This is a genomic window from Flavobacterium sp. TN-1 (genome assembly GCF_052828645.1).
On the sequence record NZ_CM128253.1, the window covers coordinates 963,630 to 989,502 of the forward strand.

The 25,873-nt window shown below is 31.4% G+C and carries 15 protein-coding genes and 1 pseudogene; 8 read left to right on the plus strand and 8 right to left on the minus strand.

Features of this window, described 5'->3' with window-relative positions:
* The first annotated feature begins 58 nt into the window (after positions 1 to 58).
* On the plus strand, positions 59 to 1,855 hold the full coding sequence (lepA, locus tag ACUXZJ_RS04055; RefSeq protein WP_060383685.1) for a translation elongation factor 4: 1,797 nt from the start codon (positions 59 to 61) through the stop codon (positions 1,853 to 1,855).
* Positions 1,856 to 2,224: 369 nt separating this feature from the next.
* On the opposite strand, the gene ACUXZJ_RS04060 is transcribed toward lepA, so the two are convergent.
* The 3 genes from ACUXZJ_RS04060 to uvrC form a co-directional block, all read right to left on the minus strand.
* Positions 2,225 to 3,670, minus strand: a complete 1,446-nt coding sequence (locus ACUXZJ_RS04060) for an amino acid permease (RefSeq protein ID WP_060383684.1) — start codon at positions 3,668 to 3,670, stop codon at positions 2,225 to 2,227.
* 97 nt (positions 3,671 to 3,767) lie between these two features.
* Positions 3,768 to 6,002 carry a patatin-like phospholipase family protein gene (locus ACUXZJ_RS04065; protein ID WP_063744164.1) on the minus strand — a complete coding sequence of 745 codons (2,235 nt, stop codon included), beginning with the start codon at positions 6,000 to 6,002 and terminating at the stop codon, positions 3,768 to 3,770.
* Between the two features lie 4 nt (positions 6,003 to 6,006).
* Entirely contained in the window at positions 6,007 to 7,797 is a 1,791-nt protein-coding gene (gene uvrC / locus ACUXZJ_RS04070; protein WP_060383683.1) for an excinuclease ABC subunit UvrC, read from the minus strand.
* A gap of 61 nt (positions 7,798 to 7,858) precedes the next feature.
* Here uvrC and ACUXZJ_RS04075 point away from each other — a divergent pair, with 61 nt between their 5' ends.
* Complete coding sequence (locus ACUXZJ_RS04075) at positions 7,859 to 8,425, plus strand: 5-formyltetrahydrofolate cyclo-ligase (protein WP_063743498.1); 567 nt, start codon at positions 7,859 to 7,861, stop codon at positions 8,423 to 8,425.
* 114 nt (positions 8,426 to 8,539) lie between these two features.
* Here the strand turns inward: ACUXZJ_RS04075 and ACUXZJ_RS04080 are convergent, their stop codons facing one another.
* Entirely contained in the window at positions 8,540 to 9,145 is a 606-nt protein-coding gene (locus ACUXZJ_RS04080; protein ID WP_060383681.1) for a superoxide dismutase, read from the minus strand.
* A gap of 176 nt (positions 9,146 to 9,321) precedes the next feature.
* Here ACUXZJ_RS04080 and ACUXZJ_RS04085 point away from each other — a divergent pair, with 176 nt between their 5' ends.
* The 4 genes from ACUXZJ_RS04085 (at position 9,322) to ACUXZJ_RS04100 (ending at position 18,086) form a co-directional block, all read left to right on the plus strand.
* Positions 9,322 to 12,480 carry a UvrD-helicase domain-containing protein gene (locus ACUXZJ_RS04085; RefSeq protein ID WP_063743499.1) on the plus strand — a complete coding sequence of 1,053 codons (3,159 nt, stop codon included), beginning with the start codon at positions 9,322 to 9,324 and terminating at the stop codon, positions 12,478 to 12,480.
* A 78-nt stretch (positions 12,481 to 12,558) separates the two neighbouring features.
* Positions 12,559 to 13,752 (plus strand): glycine C-acetyltransferase, encoded by a 1,194-nt coding sequence (gene kbl, locus ACUXZJ_RS04090; RefSeq protein ID WP_060383679.1) that lies wholly within the window; start codon positions 12,559 to 12,561, stop codon positions 13,750 to 13,752.
* A gap of 105 nt (positions 13,753 to 13,857) precedes the next feature.
* Positions 13,858 to 15,264, plus strand: coding sequence for an OmpA family protein (locus ACUXZJ_RS04095; RefSeq protein ID WP_060383678.1), 1,407 nt, complete (start codon positions 13,858 to 13,860; stop codon positions 15,262 to 15,264).
* A 62-nt stretch (positions 15,265 to 15,326) separates the two neighbouring features.
* Positions 15,327 to 18,086 (plus strand): PD-(D/E)XK nuclease family protein, encoded by a 2,760-nt coding sequence (locus tag ACUXZJ_RS04100; protein ID WP_446195832.1) that lies wholly within the window; start codon positions 15,327 to 15,329, stop codon positions 18,084 to 18,086.
* On the opposite strand, the gene ACUXZJ_RS04105 is transcribed toward ACUXZJ_RS04100, so the two are convergent.
* The 4 genes and pseudogenes from ACUXZJ_RS04105 to ACUXZJ_RS04120 form a co-directional block, all read right to left on the minus strand.
* Positions 18,083 to 18,865, minus strand: a complete 783-nt coding sequence (locus ACUXZJ_RS04105) for an alpha/beta fold hydrolase (RefSeq protein ID WP_060383676.1) — start codon at positions 18,863 to 18,865, stop codon at positions 18,083 to 18,085. The two genes, ACUXZJ_RS04100 and ACUXZJ_RS04105, sit on opposite strands and share 4 nt — an antisense overlap.
* Positions 18,866 to 18,901: 36 nt before the next feature.
* A pseudogene (locus tag ACUXZJ_RS04110) lies at positions 18,902 to 19,969 on the minus strand (DUF2891 domain-containing protein).
* Positions 19,970 to 20,165: 196 nt separating this feature from the next.
* Positions 20,166 to 21,458 (minus strand): aminopeptidase P family protein, encoded by a 1,293-nt coding sequence (locus tag ACUXZJ_RS04115; RefSeq protein ID WP_060383674.1) that lies wholly within the window; start codon positions 21,456 to 21,458, stop codon positions 20,166 to 20,168.
* A 115-nt stretch (positions 21,459 to 21,573) separates the two neighbouring features.
* Positions 21,574 to 22,140, minus strand: a complete 567-nt coding sequence (locus ACUXZJ_RS04120; RefSeq protein WP_060383673.1) for a Crp/Fnr family transcriptional regulator — start codon at positions 22,138 to 22,140, stop codon at positions 21,574 to 21,576.
* Positions 22,141 to 22,228: 88 nt separating this feature from the next.
* Here ACUXZJ_RS04120 and ACUXZJ_RS04125 point away from each other — a divergent pair, with 88 nt between their 5' ends.
* Both ACUXZJ_RS04125 and ACUXZJ_RS04130 read left to right on the plus strand, forming a co-directional pair.
* On the plus strand, positions 22,229 to 24,892 hold the full coding sequence (locus ACUXZJ_RS04125; protein ID WP_063743502.1) for a VPS10 domain-containing protein: 2,664 nt from the start codon (positions 22,229 to 22,231) through the stop codon (positions 24,890 to 24,892).
* Between the two features lie 138 nt (positions 24,893 to 25,030).
* Positions 25,031 to 25,861: a succinate dehydrogenase cytochrome b subunit gene (locus tag ACUXZJ_RS04130; protein ID WP_060383671.1), complete on the plus strand. Its 831-nt coding sequence runs from the start codon at positions 25,031 to 25,033 to the stop codon at positions 25,859 to 25,861.
* Positions 25,862 to 25,873: the final 12 nt, after the last annotated feature.

Below are 25,873 nucleotides of genomic sequence, written 5' to 3' on the forward strand. Positions count from 1 at the left end.
GTGAATTTGATTATATTTGCATATTAAAGATTCCGCAATTTTTTGGAAGGTAAAAACGATGAAGAAAATTAGAAATTTTTGCATTATTGCACATATTGACCATGGTAAAAGTACCTTGGCCGACCGTTTATTAGATGCCACGCAAACTGTAACGGCTCGTGAAGCACAAGCACAGTTGTTAGATAATATGGATTTAGAGCGCGAACGCGGGATTACCATCAAAAGTCACGCCATCCAAATGGAATACAATTACAAAGGAGAGCAATACATCTTAAATTTAATTGATACGCCAGGACACGTGGATTTTTCCTATGAAGTTTCACGTTCAATTGCTGCTTGTGAAGGTGCTTTATTGATTGTAGATGCGGCACAAAGTATACAAGCACAAACGATTTCTAACTTATACCTAGCATTAGAGAATGATTTAGAAATTATTCCTGTTTTAAACAAGGTTGATTTGCCAAGTGCTAATCCAGAGGAAGTGAGTGATGATATAGTAGAATTATTAGGATGTAAGTTAGAAGATATTATTCATGCTTCTGGAAAAACGGGATTTGGTGTAGATAAAATATTAGAAGCTATAGTAGAGCGTATTCCAGCTCCAGAAGGAAACCCAGAAGAGCCCTTGCAAGCCTTAATTTTTGACTCAGTATACAATCCGTTTAGAGGTATTGAAGTTATTTTCCGAGTAAAAAATGGTGAAATTAAAAAAGGGCAAAAAATTAAATTCATGGCTACAGGCAATGAATATTTTGCAGATGAAATAGGTACTTTAAAATTAAACCAAGTTCCTAAAAACGTTGTTTCTACAGGGGATGTTGGATACTTAATTTCAGGAATAAAAGAAGCTAAAGAAGTTAAAGTAGGGGATACTATTACAGATGCTAAAACACCTACTACTAATATGATTCATGGTTTTGAAGATGTTAAACCCATGGTTTTTGCTGGAATTTATCCAGTAGATACAGAAGATTATGAAGAATTGCGTGCCTCAATGGAAAAATTGCAGCTAAATGATGCCTCATTAGTTTTTGCTCCCGAAAGTTCAGCAGCCTTAGGATTTGGTTTCCGTTGCGGTTTCTTAGGGATGCTACACATGGAAATTATTCAAGAGCGTTTAGAACGTGAATTTAATATGACTGTAATTACTACAGTACCTAACGTTTCGTATTTAGCTTACACAAAAAAAGATCCTGAAACATCATTTATTGTGAACAACCCGTCTGATTTGCCAGAACCTTCTAAATTAGATAGAGTTGAAGAACCATTTATAAAAGCAACTATTATTACCAAATCAGATTTCGTAGGTAATGTTATGAGCTTATGTATTGAAAAAAGAGGACAAATTACAAATCAGACTTATTTGACTCCTGAGCGTGTTGAATTAAATTTTGATATGCCTTTAGCTGAAATCGTTTTTGACTTCTATGATCGCTTAAAAACGGTCTCTAAAGGGTATGCTTCTTTTGATTATCACCCTATAGGAATGCGTACTTCTAAGTTAGTTCGTTTAGATGTATTATTAAACGCACAGAATGTAGATGCCTTGTCTGCTTTAATTCATGAAGATAATGCGTATCATATTGGTAAAAAAATGTGTGAAAAATTAAGAGAGTTAATCCCACGCCAGCAATTTGAAATTCCTATCCAAGCTGCTATTGGTGCTAAGATTATTGCTCGTGAAACCATTAAAGCTTTACGTAAAGACGTAACAGCTAAATGTTATGGAGGTGATATATCACGTAAACGTAAACTTCTTGAAAAACAAAAACAAGGTAAAAAGCGTATGCGTCAAGTAGGAAACGTAGAAATTCCACAATCAGCATTCATGGCAGTATTAAAATTAAATGATTAATAAGAACAATAATTTATAATCAAAAGGCAATCATTTCTGATCGCCTTTTTTTGTATTAATGATTTTTAAAGAAGGATGTAAATTATAGTTATAAAATCATCTTAGTGACCTTTTAGAGATTTTAAAAGATTTGTGTTTAATATTCTGATGTGTTTTTTGCTTCCCCATATTTTATATTAGGAAAAAGGAGAAAGTAAAAAGGCACGGAAATTTTGTGCTATAGCTATAGTTTTGCATGGAAGGTAAAAATGGAGTGCTTTTCTAGATTCTAATCCATTTCTAATGCGTAATATAGAATTAAAATTAGGGTATAAAAAACCCAAGTTAAGAATTTTTAACTTGGGTTTTTAAAAGGTATAAATAAATTTATTATTCTTTATTAAGCTTACTATTTTTTTTGCCGTATATAAAGTATATAATGACACCCAATGCCATCCAAATAACTAAACGCATCCAGCTTTCAAGTGGTAATGAATACATTAAATACAAACACACCAAAATACCTGCAATAGGAACGAATGGTACTAATGGAGTTTTAAACGCTCTTGGAATGTCAGGCATTTTAACACGCATTACCAGTACGCCAATACATACTAAAACAAAGGCCAAAAGAGTTCCTATACTTACCATGTGACCTAAATCAGACACAGGAACAAAACCAGCAAAGATGCTAACAAAGATTAAGAAAAATATATTTGTTTTCCAAGGGGTTCTGAATTTAGGATGAATAGTGCTGAAAAACTTTGGTAATAAGCCGTCGTTACTCATTGTGTAAAACACGCGACTTTGTCCCATTAGCATAACTAACATTACAGAGGTATAGCCTGCTAATACGGCAACTATAAGGCCTGTTTGTAAAAATGTATAAGGAGTTTTAGCAAATGCAGTTGCAGCTGGTTTTGCATCTCCAGCAAATTCATAATAAGGTACTAAACCTGTCATAACATGTGCAAAAAGAACATATAATATTGTACAAACAATTAAAGAACCTAATATACCTATTGGCATACCTTTTTGTGGGTTTTTTGCTTCTTGGGCTGCTGTTGATACAGCATCAAAACCTATAAAAGCAAAGAATACAGTTGCGGCACCAGCAGCAATACCTGACCATCCAAATTGACCTTTTACTCCTGTATTTTCAGGAATATATGGGGTGTAATTGTTAGGGTTGATATAATTCCATCCTAATATGATGAAAAGTATTACAACGGTAACTTTTAAAATTACTAGGAAGTTATTTAAGTTTGCGGATTCTTTTGTACCTCTAATTAATAGTAAGGAAAGTAATGAAACTATAAGAACAGCAGGTAAATTTATAACACCTCCTTCTATGACTGTACCGTCGCTTAATTTTAGAGTTTCCCAAGGTGAACATATTAAGCTATGAGGTAAATGAATTCCAAATTTATTTAATAATTCTAGAAAATATCGAGACCAGCTTACTCCTACTGTTGCTGCACCTAATGCGTATTCTAATACTAAATCCCAGCCAATAATCCATGCCATGAATTCGCCCATAGTAGCATAAGAATAAGTATACGCACTTCCTGCAACTGGAATCATTGAAGCAAATTCAGCATAACATAATCCAGCAAAAGCACAACCAATTGCAGCTAGAACAAAAGATAGAGTTACAGCGGGTCCTGCATTTTCAGCAGCAGCAATACCTGTTAATGAAAATAGTCCTGCCCCTATAATTGCTCCAATTCCTAAGGCAACTAAGGCACCAGAAGACAGAGTTCTTTTTAGACCTTTTTCTGAGTCAGAAGCCTCGGCTAATAAAAGATCAATAGATTTTCTTTTCCAAATAGACATAAAATTTAAAAGTTTGGTTTATATCGTTTCAAAAATAGCTTTTTTACAAATAATAAACCAATAAAATTGAATTTTATAGAAATCTTTAACATAAAATCTAAAAGTAAAACCCTATACTGAAAAAAGTATAATGTTTAGCAGTTTCAGAAGACCAAGAATGTTTAATTTCAATGGGACCAATGAGCGTTTCCAATCCATATCCTATTCCATATCCTGTATAGTCAGGCTTTGTAATCCATTCTCCATTATCAAATATTTTTTTTCCTATATTAGAAAAATTAGCAGTAAAGTTAAGATGATGTTTTTTATAAAATATATAATCGCAACTTAAACTTCCTTTTACATAACTATCTCCACTTTTTGATAAGAAATCATATCCTAAAAAAGGTTTGAAATTTCCAAAATGATGAAATCCATACCCTCCTAATATAAAATCATTAATATGATTAAGTTTTTTTCCTATAGTAAAGCCTCCTTCTGATTGTATTTTTAGAGAAAAATGATTCCAAAATGTTTTTACGTATGCCATATCTGCCATGAATAGTGAAGCTTTTTCAAAATCATCTGAATAGTTTGATGAATGAAAAATGCTGTTAATGTCACCAAAAAAGTACCAACCTGACTTTGGAAAGTATTTATTATCGAACGAGTCAAATCTCATAAATCCTATTGCACTCAAATAATGGCTTTTATCTAATTGCGGAGAAAGAGTACCTGTTGAATTGGATGTTATATCTATGTATTTATGTTCTATTCCTGCACCAATTAAGAATTTTTGTGCAAAAATTGTTTGTAGGTATGTTTTATTTGATAATGATTTGTAACTAATTTCAATGGGATCTCTTTTGATATGATTTATCAGCTCGTTTCCTTTGAAATCTATGTTACTGTTTCTATTAAATTGATCATAATTGCTTTTAAAACCAAAACTCCAACGGTATCCGTTATCAATGTAATAATCAAGGTTAAAACGTGTATTATCTCCTAGTATTAAGTCTAAAGAACCTACGTCGTTTTTAAAAATTAATTTTTTTTGTGTAACGTTGAATAATATTCCAGATTTAAAAATATTATCATAATGTAAACCTAATTTAAGATAGGTCTTTATGGGATTGTCAACAACATTGATAATTAAATCATCTTTGTTTTTATTTTTAATAAATTCATAGGTAATAGAGGTAAAGTTTTGGGTAGCGTTTAAATTGTTTAATCCTGACTGTAACTGATTGTAAGTAATTTTGTTTTCAGGAAGAAAACGTAGTTTTCCTAAAAAATAACTTCTAGTATAGTTTTTAGATCCTTCAATGCCTATACCATTTATATCTAATGTGTTTTCTTTTTCTTTTTTTGAAAAGGATGGAATGTGTATGCCTAACGATTTTAATTTTTCCCAATGAGGTTTACAGGCATCTACACCTGTTTGGATTATTTCTTTGCCTTCTTCAAAAGAAATGACAGAATAGGGATTAATATTAGGTTTAATATATACATCAATTAATTGTTTTTTCTTTTCAATATTTTGTAACGTACTAAAGTTTGATATTTGAGATAATATACCTGTAGCTCCACTTATGTTATCAATATCTTTGAGGTTATCTTGTACGTCTATGGCTATGATTATATCGGCTCCCATTTTTTTTACTTCTTCAACGGGAAAGTTATTAGTTACTCCACCATCTATATAAAAACGATTTTCTATTTGTACAGGAGAATATAAAGAGGGAAAGGCACCACTTGCGGATAAACTTAATGGTAAGTTTCCTTTTTTTAAAACTATTTCTTGACCTGTTTCTAAATCAGTAGTGATACATAAGAAAGGGATTTTTAATAAACTAAAATCCGTAATATGTCGGTATGAATGAGTTAATTTGCTAATCAAGTTAAAATTGTAAAGACCTTTTGAAATTCCTTTGGGAACTGATATTCTTAATTTTTGAAAAGGAAGCGTTACAGCATATACTTCATTGTTGTATTTTTCATAAAAAGTTTGATTATCTCTAGGTATTCTGTCTCGTAGTATAGAGTCTGGATCTGTTTCGCTAAAGATAGAATCAAGTTCATGTGCTGTATATCCACAAGCATATAGTCCACCTATAATAGCCCCCATACTTGTACCTCCTATATAATCTATTTTAATTCCTGCTCTTTCAATTTCTTTTAATGCGCCAATATGCGCGAGTCCTTTAGCCCCACCACCGCTTAGAACAAGACCAATTTTAGGTTTTTTGTTGAGTTCTTGTGCGGAAAGAGTTGTGTTAAAAAAAATAAGATAAGCAATGAACCTTAAGGAGAATATAGTTGCCAAACAACTAGTAGATTTTAGGTTAGACATATAGCTATTTTTTAGCATAAAAGTCGTGAATTTTTTTGGCTTTTGAAAGTCCTATAACGTCAGAAATTTCTTTTTCTGTTGCTTCTTTAATTCTTTTTACACTTTTAAAGTGCTTTAGCAATATTTCTCTTGTTTTTTCACCTATTCCTGAAATTAGTTCTAATTCTGATTGTATTGCATTTTTGCTTCGTTTATCTCTATGAAAGGTAATACCAAATCGGTGAGCTTCATTTCGTAAATGTTGGATGGTTTTTAGTGTTTCTGATTTTTTATCAAGATATAAAGGAATGGAATCTCCAGGGTAAAAAATTTCTTCTAATTTTTTAGCAATACCTATTATAGCTATTTTTCCTCTTAAGCCTAAATCATCTAAACTTTTTAAAGCGGAAGAGAGTTGACCTTTTCCTCCATCTATAATGATAAGTTGAGGCAAGGGTTCTTGTTCTTCTAACAGGCGTTTGTATCTTCTGTAGACTACTTCTTCCATAGAAGCAAAATCATTGGGGCCTTCTACTGTTTTGATATTAAAATGGCGATAGTCTTTTTTACTAGGTTTTCCGTTTTTAAAGACAACACAGGCGGAAACAGGATTAGTCCCCTGTATGTTAGAATTGTCAAAGCATTCTATATGGCGGGGTTCAACGCTCAGACGCAGATCTTTTTGCATCTGTGCCATTAGTCTATTAGTATGTCTTTCGGGATCTACGATTTTAATTTGTTTCAGTTGATCTAAACGGTAATATTTAGCATTGCGTTCTGAAAGGTCTAAAATTTGTTTTTTATCGCCAGATTTCGGAATAGTCACGGTTATTTTATCTCCTAGATTTACTTCAAAAGGAGCAATGATTTCTTTGGCATTCAAATGAAAACGTTCACGTAGTTCAATAATACCCAATTCTAAAAGCTCTGAATCGGTTTCTTCTAATTTTTTCTTAATTTCCATTGTATGAGATCGAACAATGGCACCATGTGATATTTGTAAAAAATTAATATAAGCCATTGTTTCATCAGAAATAATTGAAAAGACATCCAGATTAGTGATTTTAGGATTTAATATAGTTGATTTAGCTTGATAATTTTCTAAAACTTCTATTTTTTCTTTTATTTTTTGAGCTTCTTCAAATTGCAAGTTCATAGCCAATTCTTGCATCATTTTTTTGAAGTCGCGTAAAGAATCTTTAAAATTTCCTTTTAAAATCTCTCGAATAGCATTTACTTGTTCGTGATAACGAACTTGTGTTTCATAGCCTTCACAAGGTCCTTTGCAATTACCTATATGATACTCGAGGCAAACTTTGAATTTTCCAGATCTAATATTAGATTGGCTCAAATCATAACTACAAGTACGTAAAGGATAAAGCTCTTTTATGAGTTCTAAAATAGTATTTACTGTTTTAAAACTTGTATAAGGGCCAAAATATTCAGATCCATCTTTAATCATTCTTCTTGTAGGGAATATTCTGGGAAAAGCTTCATTTTTAATGCAAATCCAAGGATAGGTTTTGTCATCTTTTAGGTTAATGTTATAACGAGGTTGTAGTTTTTTTATCAGATTGTTCTCTAGTAATAAAGCATCTGTTTCGGTTGGAACTACAATGTGTTTAATTTCGGTAATTTTTTTTACTAAAACATTAATTCTTGCTGTATCATGTGTTTTAGTGAAATAGGAAGAAACTCGTTTCTTTAAATTTTTTGCTTTTCCAACATATAAAATCTTTCCTTCTTTATCAAAATATTGATAGACACCTGGTTGATCAGGTAGTGTTTGAATTTGAAGTTCAAGTGAAGAGCTCATACGGGTAGTTTAGTATATGAAAAACAAACAAATTTAATTTATTTTCTGTTAAATTTGTCTTATGAATAAAAAAGACCTTCGAGAAAAGTATAAAACATTGCGTAAATCGCTTGTTTTTGATGAAATTATGAATGATAGTTTGAGTATAGCTAATCATTGTTTAGATTTACCCATTTGGGATAAAACGTATTTTCATCTTTTTTTACCTATTGAAAAACAAAAAGAAATTAATACTGAATTTATCCTTCAGATTTTATCAGGTAGAGATAAAGAAGTGGTAGTTTCTAAATCTAATTTTGAGACTAGAGAAATGACTCATTATCTTTTAACGGATAATACACAGTTTCAAGTGAATGATTATGGTATTCCTGAACCAGTAGAAGGTATAGAGGTTCCTGTTTCTAAAATAAATGTAGTTTTTGTGCCTTTATTAGCGTATGATAAGAAAGGAAATCGTGTAGGTTATGGAAAAGGATTTTATGATCAATTCTTATCAGTTTGTAAACCTGAAACAATAAAAATAGGACTTTCTTATTTTGATCCCGAGGAGTTAATATCTGATGTTAGTACTTCTGATATTATGTTAGATTACTGCGTAACACCATTTGGTGTAATACAATTTAAATAAAAAAGGTGTCCAAAAAATAAGGAATCAATATTGTTTGATTTGCCTCGTTCGAGCCTCTCTTTTGTAGGAAAGGCAAGATCGTGCACTTTTGATTTTTCGGACACCCTTTTTGTTTTATTTTGCTTCGTTATAACGTTTGGTTACTTCTGCCCAATTAATTACATTAAAAAAAGCTTCCATATAATCAGGACGACGGTTTTGATAGTTTAGGTAATAAGCATGTTCCCATACATCCATTCCTAAGATTGGTGTGCCGCCACAACCTATACCTGGCATTAATGTATTGTCTTGGTTAGCTGTTGCACAAACCTCTAATTTGCCTTCTTTTACACATAACCAAGCCCACCCTGAACCGAATTGTGTAGCACCTGCTTTTGTAAAAGCCTCTTTAAATGCAGCAAAACTTCCAAAAGCTGAATCAATAGCTTCAGCTAATTCGCCTGTAGGCTCTCCACCACCATTTGGAGACATCACAGTCCAGAATAAGTTGTGATTGTAAAAACCACCTCCATTATTACGAATGGCAGCTTTTGTCATATCTAAATTTTTCAGGATTTCTTCTATTGACTTACCTTCTAATTCAGTGCCAGCAACTGCTGCATTTAAGTTAGTCGTGTAAGCATTATGGTGTTTTGTATGGTGTATTTCCATAGTTCTCGCATCAATATGAGGTTCTAACGCATCGTATGCGTAAGGTAATTGCGGTAATTCAAATGCCATAATATTATTGTTTTAAATAATTAATAAATTTGAAATCAAAATTAATCAATTAACTTTGGATAAAGAAATAGTTATTATTTATTTCTTACTAAATAGTATTTAACTACTTTTTTATCAGTGTTTTATCTGCTTATGAAATTAAGAGTAGATAAAATATTCTTTTTAATTTTTTTTAAATGACTAGACAAAATTCCGCTTTCACTATTTATAATGCATCAGCAGGAGCAGGTAAAACATATACTCTAGTTAAAGAATATTTGAAAATTATTTTATTATCCTCAAAAGAAGATGCGTATCGAAATATTCTAGCTATTACTTTTACCAATAAAGCTGTTCATGAAATGAAAAGCAGAATTGTAAATAGTCTTTTTGATTTTACCAGCAATAATCCAGCTCCTAAAACACTTGATCTGATGCAAGATATTGCGGCTGATACAGGATTAAGTCTAAATCAAATTACAACAAAAGCACAAACAATTATTAAAAACCTAATTCACAATTATGCCGCTTTTGATATTTCAACGATTGACAAGTTTACACATAAAGTAATCCGTTCGTTTGCAATTGATTTGAATTTACCCATAACTTTTGAGGTTTCTTTAGATACAGATAATTTACTTCAAGAAGCCGTAGATGCCATAGTAGCCCAAGCGGGTAATGATCCAGAATTAACTAAGTTGTTGGTTGATTTTACAATGGAAAAGACAGATGATGATAAATCTTGGGATGTGTCTAATGAAATTTTTAATACAGGAAAATTAATTACAAATGAAAACAGTCGAGAAGAAATAGCCCTACTAAAAGATAAGTCTATTCAAGACTTTGTAGTGTTAAGAAATCGTTTGTTAGAACAATGTGAACGGATTCTTCAAGAAACAAAGAGTCAAGCAGCTTTATTATTAGAATGGATTGAAAATAAAGGAATTGATTTAAAATCATTTTCAGCAGGACATTTTCCAAAACATATACAAGGAATAGCAGAAGGAAAATTTAACCCAACTAATAAAACCTATCATGAATTTGATGACATAAAAGTTAATAAAGCAGCTAAAGATAAAACCCTTATAGAATCTTGTATTCCTGAATTATTAAAAGTCTTAGAAGGTATTTATAATCAATTTCAAAAGAAAGATCTATATGATGCTTTTTTAAAAAATATTACACCTTTATCTTTATTAAACACGGTTAGTAATCAATTAAAAAGTATACAAGAAGACCAACAAATCTTGTCAATTGCAGAATTTAATAAATTAATTAATGAACAAATTCAGAACCAACCTGCACCCTTTATATATGAGCGTCTGGGAGAAAAATATAAACATTTTTTTATAGACGAGTTTCAAGATACATCTGAAATGCAATGGCAAAATCTAATTCCTTTGATAGATAATGCTCTTTCAAGTGAAGATTTGCAAGGTGTACGAGGATCGTTACTTCTAGTGGGCGATCCCAAGCAGTCTATCTATCGTTGGAGAGGCGGAAAAGCAGAACAGTTTATCAGTTTAGCCCATCAAACCAACCCTTTCAGTAATAAAGATAAAAGGGTAGTAGATTTAGATACCAATTATAGAAGTTGCGAAAATATAATTTACTTTAATAACGCCTTTTTTAAGCATTTATCTTTCAAGTTTGAGGAAGATTCTTATAAAGACTTATATGAAAACAAAAGTTTTCAGAAAACTAAAAATAAAAAAGGAGGTTTTGTAAGTATTCATTTTTTACCTAAAGCAACAGATATAAACTTAGACGATGAGGAAGAAATCTCGCAAGATGATTTGTATCTAAAGAAGACTTGGCAAACTATTTTAGAAATTCAACAAAAAGGATACTCTTATAATGAAATAGTTATTTTGGTTAGAAGTAACAATAAAGGTGTTTTGTTAGCTAATTATTTAACCAAACAAGATATACCTGTTATTTCTTCAGAAAGTTTATTACTCGAAACAGCTTCGGAAGTACAGTTTTTGTTAAATATGCTTCGTTATCTTACCAATACAAAAGATCGAGAAGCATTAGCCTTAGCATTGTATTACTTAGCTACAGAATTTAATACAGTATTGCCTATCCATGATTTTATAGCAGAAGGAATAAAGAAATTAGATGAGGAAATATTACAAAAATGGTTAGTAGATTTTCAAATAACAATTGATTTTAAAAATATACGCCGCAAATCGTTATACGAATTAGTTGAACACATTATTTTAAACGGCATTCCTGCAAAAAAAAACAATGCTTATGTACAGTATTTCCTAGATATTGTATTAGAAAAAGATGTAAAAAATCAATTTTCAATACCTGATTTTCTACATTATTGGGAAAAAAATGGGCACAAGTTAAGTGTACCCACATCAGAAGGAGCTAATGCAATCCGGATTATGACAATACATAAATCAAAAGGATTGGAATTTCCAGTCGTTATTTTTCCTTTTGCGGATGAAAATTACAGTCGGAACAAACGAGAAAAAATGTGGCTAGATGCGCCAGAAGAAACAAAAGAAGTAGAAAAGTTCTTGATAGATAAATCTAGTAAAGTTACAAATTATGGTTTAAAAGCTTTTGAAGTATATCAACAAAAAATACAAGAAGATTTGTTAGATAATATAAATGTCCTTTATGTGGCCTTAACCAGACCTGAAGAGCAATTATATATTATATCCTCATGGAAAGAACGGAACAAACAAGGAAATTTACCTAATACTTTAGCTTCCTTTTTTATAGAATATGTTGAAAGCCAAGAAGAATTTGATAAAGAAAAACAATCATACAACTTTGGAAATCCAGAACGAGTATCTACTGCACATTCTATAGTCAATCCAGTAGAAGTTATTCCGCCTATAACAACCACAATTAATACAGATGCTATTAAGATTGCTCAACGAGAAGCTATGATGTGGGGAAGTAAACAGCTAGAAGCTATAGAATTTGGTAATACTTTGCATGAAATATTATCGTACATAAAAACAAAAAATGATATAGAACTTGCCCTAATTAAAGCCGTTGAAAATGGTTTGATTATTAAATCACAAGAAGATCAAATAAAAACGACTTTGACAGAAATAATAGAACATCCCGAATTAGCAGTTTTTTTTACTCAAGATGTTGTGGTATATAATGAAAAAGCAATTCTAAAAAAAGGCGAGTCAAATCATATCCCCGATAGAATAGTTATAAATAAAAAGAAAGCTTTTTTGTTGGATTATAAAACAGGTACACCTCATCCAAAATATATTCAACAACTTCTGGATTATGAAAAAGCATTAAGTGAAATGGGATATCAAATCGAAAAAAAATCACTGGTTTATGTTGGTGAAAAGGTGGAAGTGGTAAATTTGTAGCTTAAAAAAGAAAGTTGAAGATTTTTTTGTAACCAAAATACATCTCAGCATTGTACTTAAAACTTTGAACTTAAAAATATGTACGGAAAGATTAAAGATTTTTTAAAAGAAGAATTAGCAAGCATAGAAGCTAATGGATTGTATAAAAAAGAAAGAATTATTACCTCGCCACAAGGAGCAGAAATAACAGTAAATGGTAAAACAGTTCTTAATTTCTGTGCTAATAATTATTTAGGATTATCATCACATCCTGAAGTTGTACAAGCAGCTAAAGACGCATTAGATACACATGGATTTGGTATGTCATCTGTTCGTTTTATTTGTGGGACACAAGATATTCATAAAGATTTAGAAGCTGCTATTGCTAAATTTTACGGAACAGAAGATACTATTTTATACGCGGCAGCATTTGATGCAAATGGAGGTGTTTTTGAACCCTTATTAAGTGAACAAGATTGTATCATATCAGATAGTTTAAATCATGCCTCTATTATTGATGGAGTACGTTTATGTAAGGCTGCCCGTTATCGTTATGAAAATAACAATATGGCGGATTTAGAGCAACAGTTAAAAAAAGCAAATGAAGCAGGTCATAGATTTAAACTAATCGTAACAGATGGTGTTTTTTCTATGGATGGATTAGTAGCACCTTTAGATAAAATTTGTGATTTAGCAGAGCAATACGATGCAATGGTAATGGTAGACGAATGTCATGCGGCAGGTTTTATAGGGCAAACAGGTAAAGGTACTTTAGAAGCTAAAGACGTAATGGGACGTGTGGATATTATTACAGGAACTTTAGGAAAAGCTTTAGGTGGTGCAATGGGAGGCTATACAACAGCTAAAAAAGAAGTTATCGAAATTTTACGCCAGCGTTCAAGACCTTATTTATTTTCAAATTCATTGTCTCCAGCCATTGTAGGAGCTTCTTTAAAAGTTTTTGAATTATTAGAAAAAGATACTTCATTGCGCGATCAATTAGAATGGAACACTAATTATTTCAAAGAAGGAATGAAAAAAGCAGGATTTGATATTATAGACGGAGATTCTGCAATAGTACCTGTTATGTTATATGATGCTAAGTTGTCACAAACCATGGCAGATAAATTATTAGAAGAAGGTATTTATGTTATAGGTTTTTTCTATCCAGTAGTGCCTAAAGATAAAGCACGTATTAGAGTACAGCTATCAGCTGGACACACCAAAGAACACTTAGATAAGGCCATAAAATCTTTTATCAAAGTAGGTAAAGAATTAAAAATAATACTGTAGAAAAATTACTAATACCTGTATTTTTTTTGAAATAGATTTTGTAATTAAGTACCTATCTATTACATTTGCTGACAATAACGTATTGTAATCAAATAAAAATTTAGTATGAAACATGTTAACAAACTTTTTGTTTCTATGATGATGGTTGCTGGTCTAGGTGCTAATGCACAGAGCAGTGATAATCCATGGGCGATATCATTCGGTGTGAATTCTGTAGACACTAGAACGAGTGCTGGACCAGAGGGAGCTTTTGATTCTAAGGAAGGATTCTTAGATAAATTTGCTGGTTTCAGACATTTTGACAGAGACCAAAATATTATTCCATCTGTTTCTTATTTATCTGTTACTAGAAACGTAGGAGGAAACTGGTCGTTTGGAGTAATCGGATCTGTTAACAAAATCACCAAGTTTGACTATGTTGATAGAAACCAATCTATACAAGTTGCTAATCCAGACGTAATGTATTACGGAATTGATGGTAAAATTGGTTATAGCTTCAAAAACCTAATTGGAGTAAAATGGTTTGATCCATCTTTACACTTAGGTGGTGGATACACTTTCTTTGGAAAATCATCTGGAGGAAATGCAAATGCTGGAGCAGGATTAACTTTTTGGTTAACTGAACAAGTAGGTCTTTCTTTTAGTACTACATACAAAAAATCTTTTGCTGATAGAGTTGATGTTCCTTCAGTATTCCAAAATATGGCAGGTTTAACTTTCCAATTCGGAGGTAAAGATACAGATAATGACGGTATCTATGATAAATACGATGCTTGTCCAGATGTAGCCGGTTTAAAAGAATTCAACGGTTGTCCTGACACAGATAAAGACGGTATTCAAGATAAAGATGATGCTTGTCCAGATGTAGCTGGTTTAAAAGAATTAAACGGTTGTCCTGATGGTGATGGTGATGGTATCGCTGATAAAGATGACGCTTGTCCAGAAGTTAAAGGTTTAGCTAACTTACAAGGTTGTCCTGATGCTGATGGTGATGGCGTAGCTGATAACAAAGATAAATGTCCTAACCAAGCAGGTCCTAGAGATAACGCAGGTTGTCCTTGGCCAGATACTGATGGTGACTCAGTTTTAGATAAAGACGATAAATGTCCATCAGTTAAAGGTACTGTAGCTAACAATGGTTGTCCAGAAGTAAGCGAAGAAGTTGTTAAAAAATTAAATGACTATGCTAAAACAATCTTATTCGATACAGGTAAAGCTAGTTTCCAACAACAAACATTCCCAGTTTTAGAAGCTATGTCAGCTATCTTAAACGAGTACCCAAGCTCTAAATTCTCTATTGAAGGGCATACAGATAACGTAGGTAAAAAAGATAAAAACTTACAATTATCTAAAGAAAGAGCAGCAGCTGTTAAATCTTACTTAGAGTCTAAAGGTATTGCTGCTGATCGTTTAACTTCAGAAGGTTATGGTGATACTAAACCAGTAGCTCCTAACACTACTAAAGCAAACAAAGCTTTAAACAGAAGAGTTGAAGTGAAATTAGTAAAATAATTTTCTTTATAATATTCTTTAAAAACGCCTCAATTTTCGAGGCGTTTTTTTATTTTTATCGCATGATTACGTTTCTCGATAAGCTAACTTTTTTCCTTTTTAATAAATATTCAAACGATTTAGAAAATATTGTAATAGTTTTACCTAATAAAAGAGCAAGAGTCTTTTTATTAGACAAAATAAAACAATATTTTTCCCAATATGCCTTTGCACCCACTATTATAAGTATTGAAGAATTTATACAAGACTTAGCAGGAATCCGTCCCCTAGACAATATTGAGTTACTATTTGCTTTTTATGATATTTATCTTGAAATAACCCCAATAGATGAACAACAAGATTTTGAACAGTTTTCTAATTGGGCCAAAATCCTATTACAAGATTTTAACGAAATTGATCGCTATTTGATCAAACCCAATTATGTGTTTTCTTATTTAAAAGAAATAGAAGTTTTAAAACGTTGGAATTTAGAACCCAATCAAAAAACAGAACTAATTCATAAACAAATTTTATTTTGGGATAAAGTCCCTAATTATTATCAAAAATATTATGAATCACTCCTGTCTAAAGGAGTTGGTTATCAAGGATTAATTTATAAAGAAGCCGTTGAAAACTTAGAATTTTTTGCGCAACAACTGAAAGCACAAAAACTAATCTTCGCAGGATTTAACGCACTTAATCAAGCAGAAGAAAAAATAATTCAACACTTGGTGGCCATTGATAAAGCTGAAATTCTTTGGGATATAGATCGTGTTTTTTTAAACGATCCACATCACGATGCAGGTCTCTTCATTCGTAAATTTAAAATGCAATGGGGACATTATAAAAACAATCTTTTGGATTGGATTATAGATGAGTTTTCACAAGAAAAAAAAATAGAAATCATAGGTTCATCAAAATCAATTGGGCAGTCTAAAATTGTATCTAATATTATTCAAAATATAGTAAGTACAGATCCCAACTCACTAAATAAAGTAGCTTTGGTTTTAGGAGATGAAAATTTATTAGTTCCCACCTTGCATTCATTACCTGAAGAGGTTTCAAGTTTAAATATTACAATGGGATACTCTGCGCGTAATAACCCAATACAAATTTTATTGAACAAGCTTTTTAAAATGCACACTAATGCTATTCAACGAAATGCTACTAGTTATGTGTTTTATTATAAAGATATACTAGACATTTTATCAAATCCTATTATTGAGAGTTTTTTAAAAGCAAAAGACTTAATTCAAATAATAAAAAAGAATAATCTTACTTTTATTACCCAAGAACGTTTACTCACTCTTCATACTAATTCATCCGATTTATTTAATTTATTATTTGAAAGATGGGACGGAAAAGCATTGGTTATTGCTCAGCGATTAGGTCTTATATTATTACATATAAAACAATGTCTTTCTGATAATACACAAGAAGATAAAATTACCAAGACATTCTTATATGCCATCTATAAAGTAATGAATAAATTGATTTCCTATTGCGAAAAAAATGATTTTGTACAATCACCAGTTGCATTATACTCTATTTATAAACAAATAATTGATTTAGCAGAAGTTTCTTTTGAAGGAGAACCCTTGTCAGGTTTACAAATAATGGGAGTATTAGAAAGCCGTGTTCTAGATTTTGAAACAGTTATCATCACTTCTATGAATGAAGGAAAATTTCCCGCTGGTAAATCTACCAATAGTTTTATTCCATACGATGTAAAGCGAGAAATAGGCTTGCCTACCTTTAAAGAAAAAGATGCCATTTATACGTATCATTTTTACCATTTGATCTTACGTGCTAAAAATATTTTTTTAATCTACAACACAGAAAATGATGGTTTAGATGGAGGTGAAAAAAGTCGATTTATAACCCAATTACAAGTCGAAAAACAACCTAATCATCAGTTGGTTTTTAAAACTATGCAACCCGAAATTCCAACCATTGCCTATCAACCATTGAAAATTGAAAAATCAGAAGCAGTAATGCAACGATTATATGAAATTGCTTCCAATAAAGGTTTTTCACCATCTGCTTTAACCGCTTATATGCGAAATCCTATTCAATTTTATTTTCAACGTATTTTATCAATCCGAGAAAGCGAAGAAGTAGAAGAAAATATAGCACTTAATACTTTAGGTACTATTATTCATCAGACTTTGGAGGAATTATATAAACCTTATTTAGATAAATATCTAACAGAAGAAAGTATACAACAAATGTTAATTTCTGTTGATGATGAGGTTTACAAACAATTCAAAGCAGTTTATAAAGAAGGGGAGGTGCAAAAAGGAAAAAATCTATTAGCCTATGAAGTGGCTAAACGAAATATTTCCAATTTTCTCAAACAAGAAAAAAAGAATATAAAAGAAGGAGATGCAGTAAAAGTTCTAAAATTAGAAACCACTTTGCTAGTTGAAATTCAAGACCCTCGTTTACCCTATATTGTCAAATTATCAGGAAATGTAGATCGAATAGAGGTTCGAAATAATACAGTAAGGATTATTGATTATAAAACAGGAAAAGTTGAAACCAACGCGCTTAAAATTACTTTATGGGATGGTTTGACAACTGATTTGAAAAATGAGAAAATTATCCAATTACTCTGTTACGCCTTAATGTATCAAAAAGAATTAAATGAATTTCCTTTAGAAGTAGGAATTATATCATTTAAAAATATGAAAGCAGGTTTTATGCCTTTCGGACTCAAAGTAGAAAAAGAAGTTAAAACCCAGATTACAACAGAAATTCTAGAAAGTTTTAAAACAGAATTAATTCAACTGATTTTATTGATTTTGAATCAAGAAATAGCTTTTGAAGAAACTATAGTTTAACATTTTTTAAAAAAATCTATTAGGATAGAACCTAGCACCCCTTTATTCTCAATATGACTCATGTGTCCATCAGGCAAAGTAACTAATTCGGTTGAAGTATTTTCTAATTGTTTAATACTTTCATCGTAATTAAGAATACCGTCTTTTTTACCTAAAATGAGTAACGTAGGATAGAATGCAGTTTGTAAAATCTTAACACGGTTTTTTCTTGCTTTCATTCCTTCCTGACAAGCAATATAACCTTGTAAAGGAGTCTTAAGAGCTTCTAATTTTACTTGGTTTATTTCGTTACTAAGTTGTTCTCTGTTTTCCGTACTAAACAAATTTGCTACAGAAATTTGTATTAAAGAATTGTATTCTTTTTGTGCCATCTTGATGGCTCTATTACGATTTATTTTGCGCTCGTGATCATCAGCATAAGCTGTAGCGTTTAATAAGACTAAACCACTTGTCATTTCAGCGTATTTTTCTGCAAAAGCTAAAGAAACATATCCTCCCATGGAATGGCCTACAAAAGTTGCCTTTTTAATACTTAAACTAGATAAAATAGCAAATACCACTTCTGCCATATCCTCCATAGTGTGAATATAGCCTATACATTCAGTTTTTCCATGACCTAATAAATCAATACAAACTACTTGATATTCTTTAGAAAACTCGTCTTTGTAAAAATCCCACATGCTTGAATTTTCTAGAAAACCATGGAGTAAAACTATAGTTGAACCGTTTCCTTGAATGGAATAAGCAATTTTTGTGTTTTTGTAAGTAATGAAATTCATGTTACAAAAATAGTAAAGTAGTATCTATAATTTTAATTACTCTATAGAAAGAGCATAAATAGCAAAAGATGCCAACCAATGTTCCCCGCCATACCCACCATCAAAAATAACCTTTAAAGAGTTATTGATGAATTGGTTAGCAGTTGTGTTTAACCTCAACTTTAGTTTGTTATTATCGGGTAATTTTTTGGCAATTTTTTTCATATTCCATGCACGACTAAAAGACAATCCGTCAAGATGTACTATTTGGTAATCATTCCTATCACTCACAGTAGGAGATTGGCATAGTCTTTCTATACCCTGTTTTGTTAAGTACTTTGCCAACCAAGTTTCATATTCTTTTATAGAAAGTATTCTAGTCATTAAGTCAGCAGCTTGTAAGCTTGGTGAAAAAAAATCAGAACCATCCGGTTCTAAATGTGATGGTATTTGAATATTCTTTAAATAAAAATCATTGCTTTTTTTAATGATTAAATTTAAAAAAGCATGTTCCTTGTTGTGATGAGCCCAATCATAAGCAAAACATAATCCAAAAGCTGTATTAGGGTGTACTCCTGTACGATTAGGATAGGTTTGTTTGGGTAAATATTCTTTCCAGAGGGTTACTATTTTTTGAGTAAGTGGCTGTAATTCCTGATGCCATTTTTGCCCCAAATCGTTATTCCAAGTGCTTAATTCTAAATCTAATTTTAAAAGCCAAACCCAACCATACGTTCTTTCAAATCCTTTTGAAGCAGTATATTTTCCAAAATATTCAGATTCTATTTGAATATTATCTTTTTGAAAAGAATGGTTTAAAATATTGATTATTTCATTTTTGTTTTCAATGGACGGAAAATCTTTTAAAAGTTTGACCAACATCCAATGACCATGTACACTACTGTGCTAATCCAAACAACCATAAAAGGAAGGGTGTAAATCTTTCGGCAATAAAAGAGCATCTTTCTCAGAATCTGAAAGATGATTAGTTTTATTTGGAAATTGAGTGTTGATGCAATGCAATGGCATTTTACTTAGCTTTAAAGCTAGATCTTGCGTTAATTTTTCTTGAGAATGTAAAGAAAAAGGGATTAAGAATATAAGTAAAATTCCAAGATATTTCATTTCTATTGCTTTTTTATTTTGGTAAAAATAAAAAAAGGGGTGTCTAAAAAGTGTAAGTTAACATCTAGTTTGTCACTTCTACGATCGGATAGTACTATGTGATTCGTTTGTTCACTTCGTTCAAGCCTTTCTTTGTTAATACAAGATGACAAGATTGCGTTCTTTTAGGACACCTCCCTTTTTTGTTATTTAAAAATTAAGTATTCATCAAACTCTCAATTTCATCCACTTCAATAGGGATATTTTTCATTAAATTAAATGGTTCACCAGATGGTTGAATAACCACATCATCTTCTAAACGAATACCAAAACCTTCCGCTGGAATATAAATACCTGGTTCAACAGTAAATACCATATTTGCTTGCATAGGTTCGTGTAACAAGCCATAGTCATGGGTGTCTAGTCCCATGTGGTGTGAGGTGCCATGCATAAAATATTTTTTATAAGCGGGCCAATCTGGATTTTCGTTCTGCACATCCGCTTTATCTAATAAACCTAAGCCTAATAGTTCAGATGTCATTATTTTACCAACCTCTACATGATACTCTTTCCATAAAGCACCTGGAACCAATAATTTAGTAGCTTCGTTTTTTACTTTTAAAACAGCATTATAAACAGCTTTTTGTCTTTCAGTAAAACGACCATTTACAGGAATAGTACGTGACAAGTCTGATGAATAATTAGCATATTCAGCCCCTACATCTAACAATAATAAATCGCCATCTTTACAAATTTGGTTGTTTTCTATATAATGCAATACATTAGCGTTAGCTCCTGAAGCTATGATTGGCGTATAAGCAAAACCCTTAGAACGGTTTCGTAAGAACTCGTGAGCAAATTCAGCCTCAATTTCATACTCTGTTACGCCAGGTTTTACAAAACCTAGTATACGACGGACTCCTTTTTCTGTAATATTACATGCAGTTTGTATTAATTCTAATTCAATAGAATCTTTTATAGAACGTAATCTTTGTAGAATAGGATTTGATTTTTCAACTTTATGCGCTGGATATTCGTTTTTCCACCATTTGATAAAGCGGTCTTCACGAGTTTCTGTTTCAACACTTGCCCGATAGTGCTCGTTTGTGTTAATGTACATTGTATCCGCATACATCATCACCTCTTTCAATACCTTATGGAAATCTTGTAACCAGTACACAGATTTGATCCCTGAAATTTCAAAAGCACGATCCTTAGTTAATTTTTCTCCTTCCCAAATAGCAATATGCTCATTGGTTTCTCTTAAAAATAAAATCTCTCTTAAATGTTCATAAGGGGCATCAGGAAATAATACTAGAATACTTTCTTCTTGATCAACACCCGATAAAAAAAGAATATCACGGTGTTGTGCAAATGGTAAAGTACTATCAGCACTAACAGGATAGATGTCATTAGAATTAAATACAGCTACTCCGTTTGATTTCATCTGAGCCATAAAGTTTTTACGATTTTTGATGTACAGCTCTCGGTTTATTGGTAAGTATTTCATTTGTATGTTTTTTAGATAACCAAAAGTACTCAAACGGATTTTATTTATAAGTAGCCAAATGGCGCAATTTTTAATTTTAATATTAGCTATAAAAAAGACTATCTGTTACAGCTATTTATAAACTATTCTTTCTTATTCTACTCATGTGCCTATTTGAAATTCCTAAAAAAGAGGACAAGTAATGTAAAGGAACTTCATTTAATAATTTAGGTTCGTTTTCTAAAAGTTTCTTATATCGTTCTTCTGGACTTAAAGCTAATAAATCAATGCGATAATCATCTATTAGACAACTTTGTCTTTCGATTAGATCATAATAAAATTGATTAAAAACAGGATTTTCCTCTTTCAGTTTCATAAAATCCTCTAAAGATATAACCAATAGTTCTGTGTTTACAAGCGCTTTGATGTGCTTTCGAGAAGGACTTTGGGTTAAAAAACTCTTTAGAGAAGCTGTAAAAGTATTTTTTAGAGATAAATAAGTTGTTTTTTCTTCATGATCTATTTCTATAGCATGTTGTAAGATTCCAGAAGTAATAAAACAAAAAAAGCGACAGATTTCGTTTTGTTCCACAAAAAACGTATTCTTTTTTAAGTATAGTGGTTTGAAATGACTTTGAAATTGTTTTATAACATCTGAAAAATCAATATCATTTGTAGTAAGTAGTTTATTAGTTTTAACCATAGACTATAAAAGTTAAACTTCTTCAAGTTGTAAATTTATAAAGGTTTATTGTATTAATTTTATACAAATTCTTAAAAACAATAAAAAAATGAAATTCTATATTCCTTTATTTTTGTTTATGTCAACTATTCTTTACACACAAACAAATAGTGACGAAGTTCATAAATCATGGAAACAAAAACAAGAATTAGAAAAAACTTCTTGGTTTAAATCGCTTATTTTAAAAAATATAGGCCCTACTATTATGAGCGGTCGTGTGGTGGATCTTGCCGTTAATCCTCAAAACCCAACGGAGTTTTATGTGGCTTATGCTTCAGGAGGACTTTGGTATACAAATAATAATGGAAACTCATTTGAACCTATTTTAGATACTGCTCCAACACAAAATTGTGGAGCAGTATCAGTTGATTGGAGATCAGGAACAATCTGGTTAGGTACTGGGGAAGCTAATTCATCTCGTTCTTCTTATGCAGGAATAGGCTTGTTAAAATCTAAAGACAAAGGTAAAACTTGGGAAAATGTAGGATTAAAAGAATCACATCATATCAGTAAGATTCTTATAAATCCAGATAATTCAGATGAAATTATAGTAGGAGTTATTGGTCATTTATATACTAAAAATAATGAAAGAGGTGTTTTTAAAACCCTCGATGGAGGCAAAACCTGGAAGCAAACATTATTTGTAAATGATGAATCAGGTGTTATAGATGTTACTTATGCGCCTAATGACTTTTCCATTCAATACGCTTCCGTCTGGCAACGTGATAGAAAAGCGTGGCACTTTTCAGGTAGTGGTATCTCTTCTGGAATCTATAAAAGCACGGATGGAGGCACCACTTGGTATTGTGTGACTAATGGAGATAACGGATTTCCCCATAATGAAGGTATAGGACGTATTGGTCTAGCTTCGTACAATGAAAATGTTATATACGCTATTTTAGATAATCAAAACAAACGACCTAGTCTACAAAACATAAATCCAAAAGACCTTAACAAAACCTTATTAGAAACAGAGATAATAGGAGCAGAAGTATATAAAACAGAAGATGGTGGAAAAACCTGGAAAAAAACAAATGAAAAATATATAGATGATTTATTCTATACCTATGGTTATTATTTTGCAAATATTGCGGTAGATAAAAAAAATCCAAATCATATTTTTACAGGAGGTGTTTCCATAATATTATCCGAAGATGGAGGGAAGACATTTAGATCCATACAAGGAGATAATGTACATGCAGATCATCATGTAATTTGGATAAATCCTAATAATTCTAATCATATCATTAATGGAAATGATGGAGGTGTAAATATTTCATACGATGCAGGAAAAAATTGGTTAAAATGTAATAATCAAGCAGTAGGTCAATTTTATACTGTAAATGTAGACGAACAAGAACCTTATAACGTATATGGAGGATTACAAGATAATGGCGTTTGGGTTGGACCTAATGATTATAAACATTCTTTAGATTGGCAACAAGAAGGGATATATCCGTATCAGTTTTTGTCAGGAGGAGATGGAATGCAAGTCCAGATTGATAATAGAAACCCTAATATCATCATTACAGGTTCTCAATTTGGATATTACCAAAGAATGGATAGAGCTAAAAACAAATCAGTAAGCATAACACCTAAACCCAATAAAGAGGAAAAACCTTATCGTTTTAATTGGCAAACCCCTATTTTATTATCTTCTCATAATCAAGATATACTATATATGGGCTCTAATTTCTTACATCGTTCAATGAATCAAGGCGATACATGGGAAATTATTTCACCCGATTTAACAAAAGGAGCTAAAGAAGGAAACATAACTTTTGGTACTATTACCACTATATCCGAAAGTAAATTACAATTTGGATTGCTATATACAGGTAGCGATGACGGTTTAATACATATATCAAAAGACGGAGGAGCTAGTTGGCGTAAAATATCCGACTCTTTACCCCAAAATTTTTGGGTATCAAGAATAGTAGCATCAATTCATACTAAAGAAAGGGTATATGCTACTTTAAATGGATATAGAAACGATGTGTTTACAACCATGATTTATATTTCAGATGATTATGGACAAACTTGGAAAGCTATCGCATCTAATATGCCAAATAGTCCAGTAAATGTTATTATAGAAGATCATAAAAATGAAAATATTCTGTACGTAGGAACAGATAATGGTTTATACATTACCTTAGATAGAGGTTTAGTCTGGCAAGATTTTACATCAGGTATGCCAAAAGTTGCTATACATGATCTAGTTTTACAAAAAAAATCAAATGATTTAGTTATAGGAACACATGGACGTTCACTTTACAAAGTAAATGTAGAAAAAGTACAACAAATAAAAGACCAGATACATGCGAAAGATATTATACTTTGCCCAATAAAACCAATTTTTAAAAGCGAACACTGGGGAAGTGCTTGGAGTAATTGGGAAAAGATATTTGAACCTAAAACAGAATTTTGGTTTTATTCAAACAAAATAAGAAAAGTTGAATTAAAACTAAAAAATAACGTTAATCAAATTGTTTTTTCACAAGAAATTGAAGCAATGCCAGGATTGAACAAAATAGATTATAATTTTCAATTGCCAGAATCTATAGTTGAAAAATGGAAGAAAAAAGATCCCAATATAAAAATCCCAAAAGCAAAAAATAATCAATTTTATTTACCCATATCCAATTGTCAACTAATCTTAGAATCAGAGGGAATAAAAGAAGAAACCATTGTAGAAATTATAGCATCTGAATGAATTACTGTTTTAAAAAGGAGGTTTTTAAAAACCTCCTTTTTATATTCATTATAAATAACATTTACTGGGTTGTATTTACCCCTAAATTCCTTTATTTTTGCTTGATTTTTTATAAAACTATACAATCAATCTAATACTATGGCAAAATCTGCACTTCTAAAGTCATCTATTGCAAAAAAATACTGGATGGCTCTTACAGGTTTATTTTTATGCTTGTTTTTGGCTGGTCATTTAGCGGGTAACTTACAGCTAATCTTTGGCGATGCGTTACAGTTTAATCAGTATGCGTTATTTATGACTACCAATCCAGCGGTAAAATTACTTTCTTATGTAACTTATTTTTCAATCTTGTTCCATGCTGTGGATGGGATTATGTTAACCATTCAAAACAAAAAAGCACGTCCTGTAGCTTATGCTATGAGTAATCCTCAAAATAGCAGTTCTTTAGCTTCAAGAAACATGGCGGTTTTAGGAACCTTGATTTTAGTTTTTATTATTACACACATGGCAAACTTTTGGGCTAAAATGCACTTTTCTGAAATGCCATTACAAACCATTACGGTGGAACAAATGGGGCAAAAAGCAGATTACATCATTGGTACACAAGCAGGTCAGTTTTTCCCAGCAGACAAAATGTTGTTAGAGCAACAAGGGATGGAAATCAAAAATGGGAAAGATATTTACAACAAAATGGCAAACATCAAAGTAGGTGAAGGCTACAAAGATTTACACAAAATCACGATTGAGTTCTTCAAAAACCCTTCTTTTGGTTTGATTGCTACTATTTTATATGTGTTAGCTATGGCTGTATTGGCTTTCCACTTATTACATGGATTCCAAAGTGCTTTCCAATCGTTAGGAGTTAACAACGGATTCACGCCAGCTATCAAAACATTCGGAAAATTATTTGCAATCATCGTTCCATTATTGTTTGCTATCATTCCGGTTTATATTCACTTTGTTAAATAATCAGCTTACTAT

Coding starts and splice junctions, on each gene's coding strand:
- lepA (WP_060383685.1), top strand. CDS start 59: ATGAAGAAAATTAGAAATTTTTGCATTATTGCACATATTGACCATGGT.
- ACUXZJ_RS04060 (WP_060383684.1), bottom strand. CDS start 3,670: ATGTCTATTTGGAAAAGAAAATCTATTGATCTTTTATTAGCCGAGGCT.
- ACUXZJ_RS04065 (WP_063744164.1), bottom strand. CDS start 6,002: ATGTCTAACCTAAAATCTACTAGTTGTTTGGCAACTATATTCTCCTTA.
- uvrC (WP_060383683.1), bottom strand. CDS start 7,797: ATGAGCTCTTCACTTGAACTTCAAATTCAAACACTACCTGATCAACCA.
- ACUXZJ_RS04075 (WP_063743498.1), top strand. CDS start 7,859: ATGAATAAAAAAGACCTTCGAGAAAAGTATAAAACATTGCGTAAATCG.
- ACUXZJ_RS04080 (WP_060383681.1), bottom strand. CDS start 9,145: ATGGCATTTGAATTACCGCAATTACCTTACGCATACGATGCGTTAGAA.
- ACUXZJ_RS04085 (WP_063743499.1), top strand. CDS start 9,322: ATGACTAGACAAAATTCCGCTTTCACTATTTATAATGCATCAGCAGGA.
- kbl (WP_060383679.1), top strand. CDS start 12,559: ATGTACGGAAAGATTAAAGATTTTTTAAAAGAAGAATTAGCAAGCATA.
- ACUXZJ_RS04095 (WP_060383678.1), top strand. CDS start 13,858: ATGAAACATGTTAACAAACTTTTTGTTTCTATGATGATGGTTGCTGGT.
- ACUXZJ_RS04100 (WP_446195832.1), top strand. CDS start 15,327: ATGATTACGTTTCTCGATAAGCTAACTTTTTTCCTTTTTAATAAATAT.
- ACUXZJ_RS04105 (WP_060383676.1), bottom strand. CDS start 18,865: ATGAATTTCATTACTTACAAAAACACAAAAATTGCTTATTCCATTCAA.
- ACUXZJ_RS04115 (WP_060383674.1), bottom strand. CDS start 21,458: ATGAAATACTTACCAATAAACCGAGAGCTGTACATCAAAAATCGTAAA.
- ACUXZJ_RS04120 (WP_060383673.1), bottom strand. CDS start 22,140: ATGGTTAAAACTAATAAACTACTTACTACAAATGATATTGATTTTTCA.
- ACUXZJ_RS04125 (WP_063743502.1), top strand. CDS start 22,229: ATGAAATTCTATATTCCTTTATTTTTGTTTATGTCAACTATTCTTTAC.
- ACUXZJ_RS04130 (WP_060383671.1), top strand. CDS start 25,031: ATGGCAAAATCTGCACTTCTAAAGTCATCTATTGCAAAAAAATACTGG.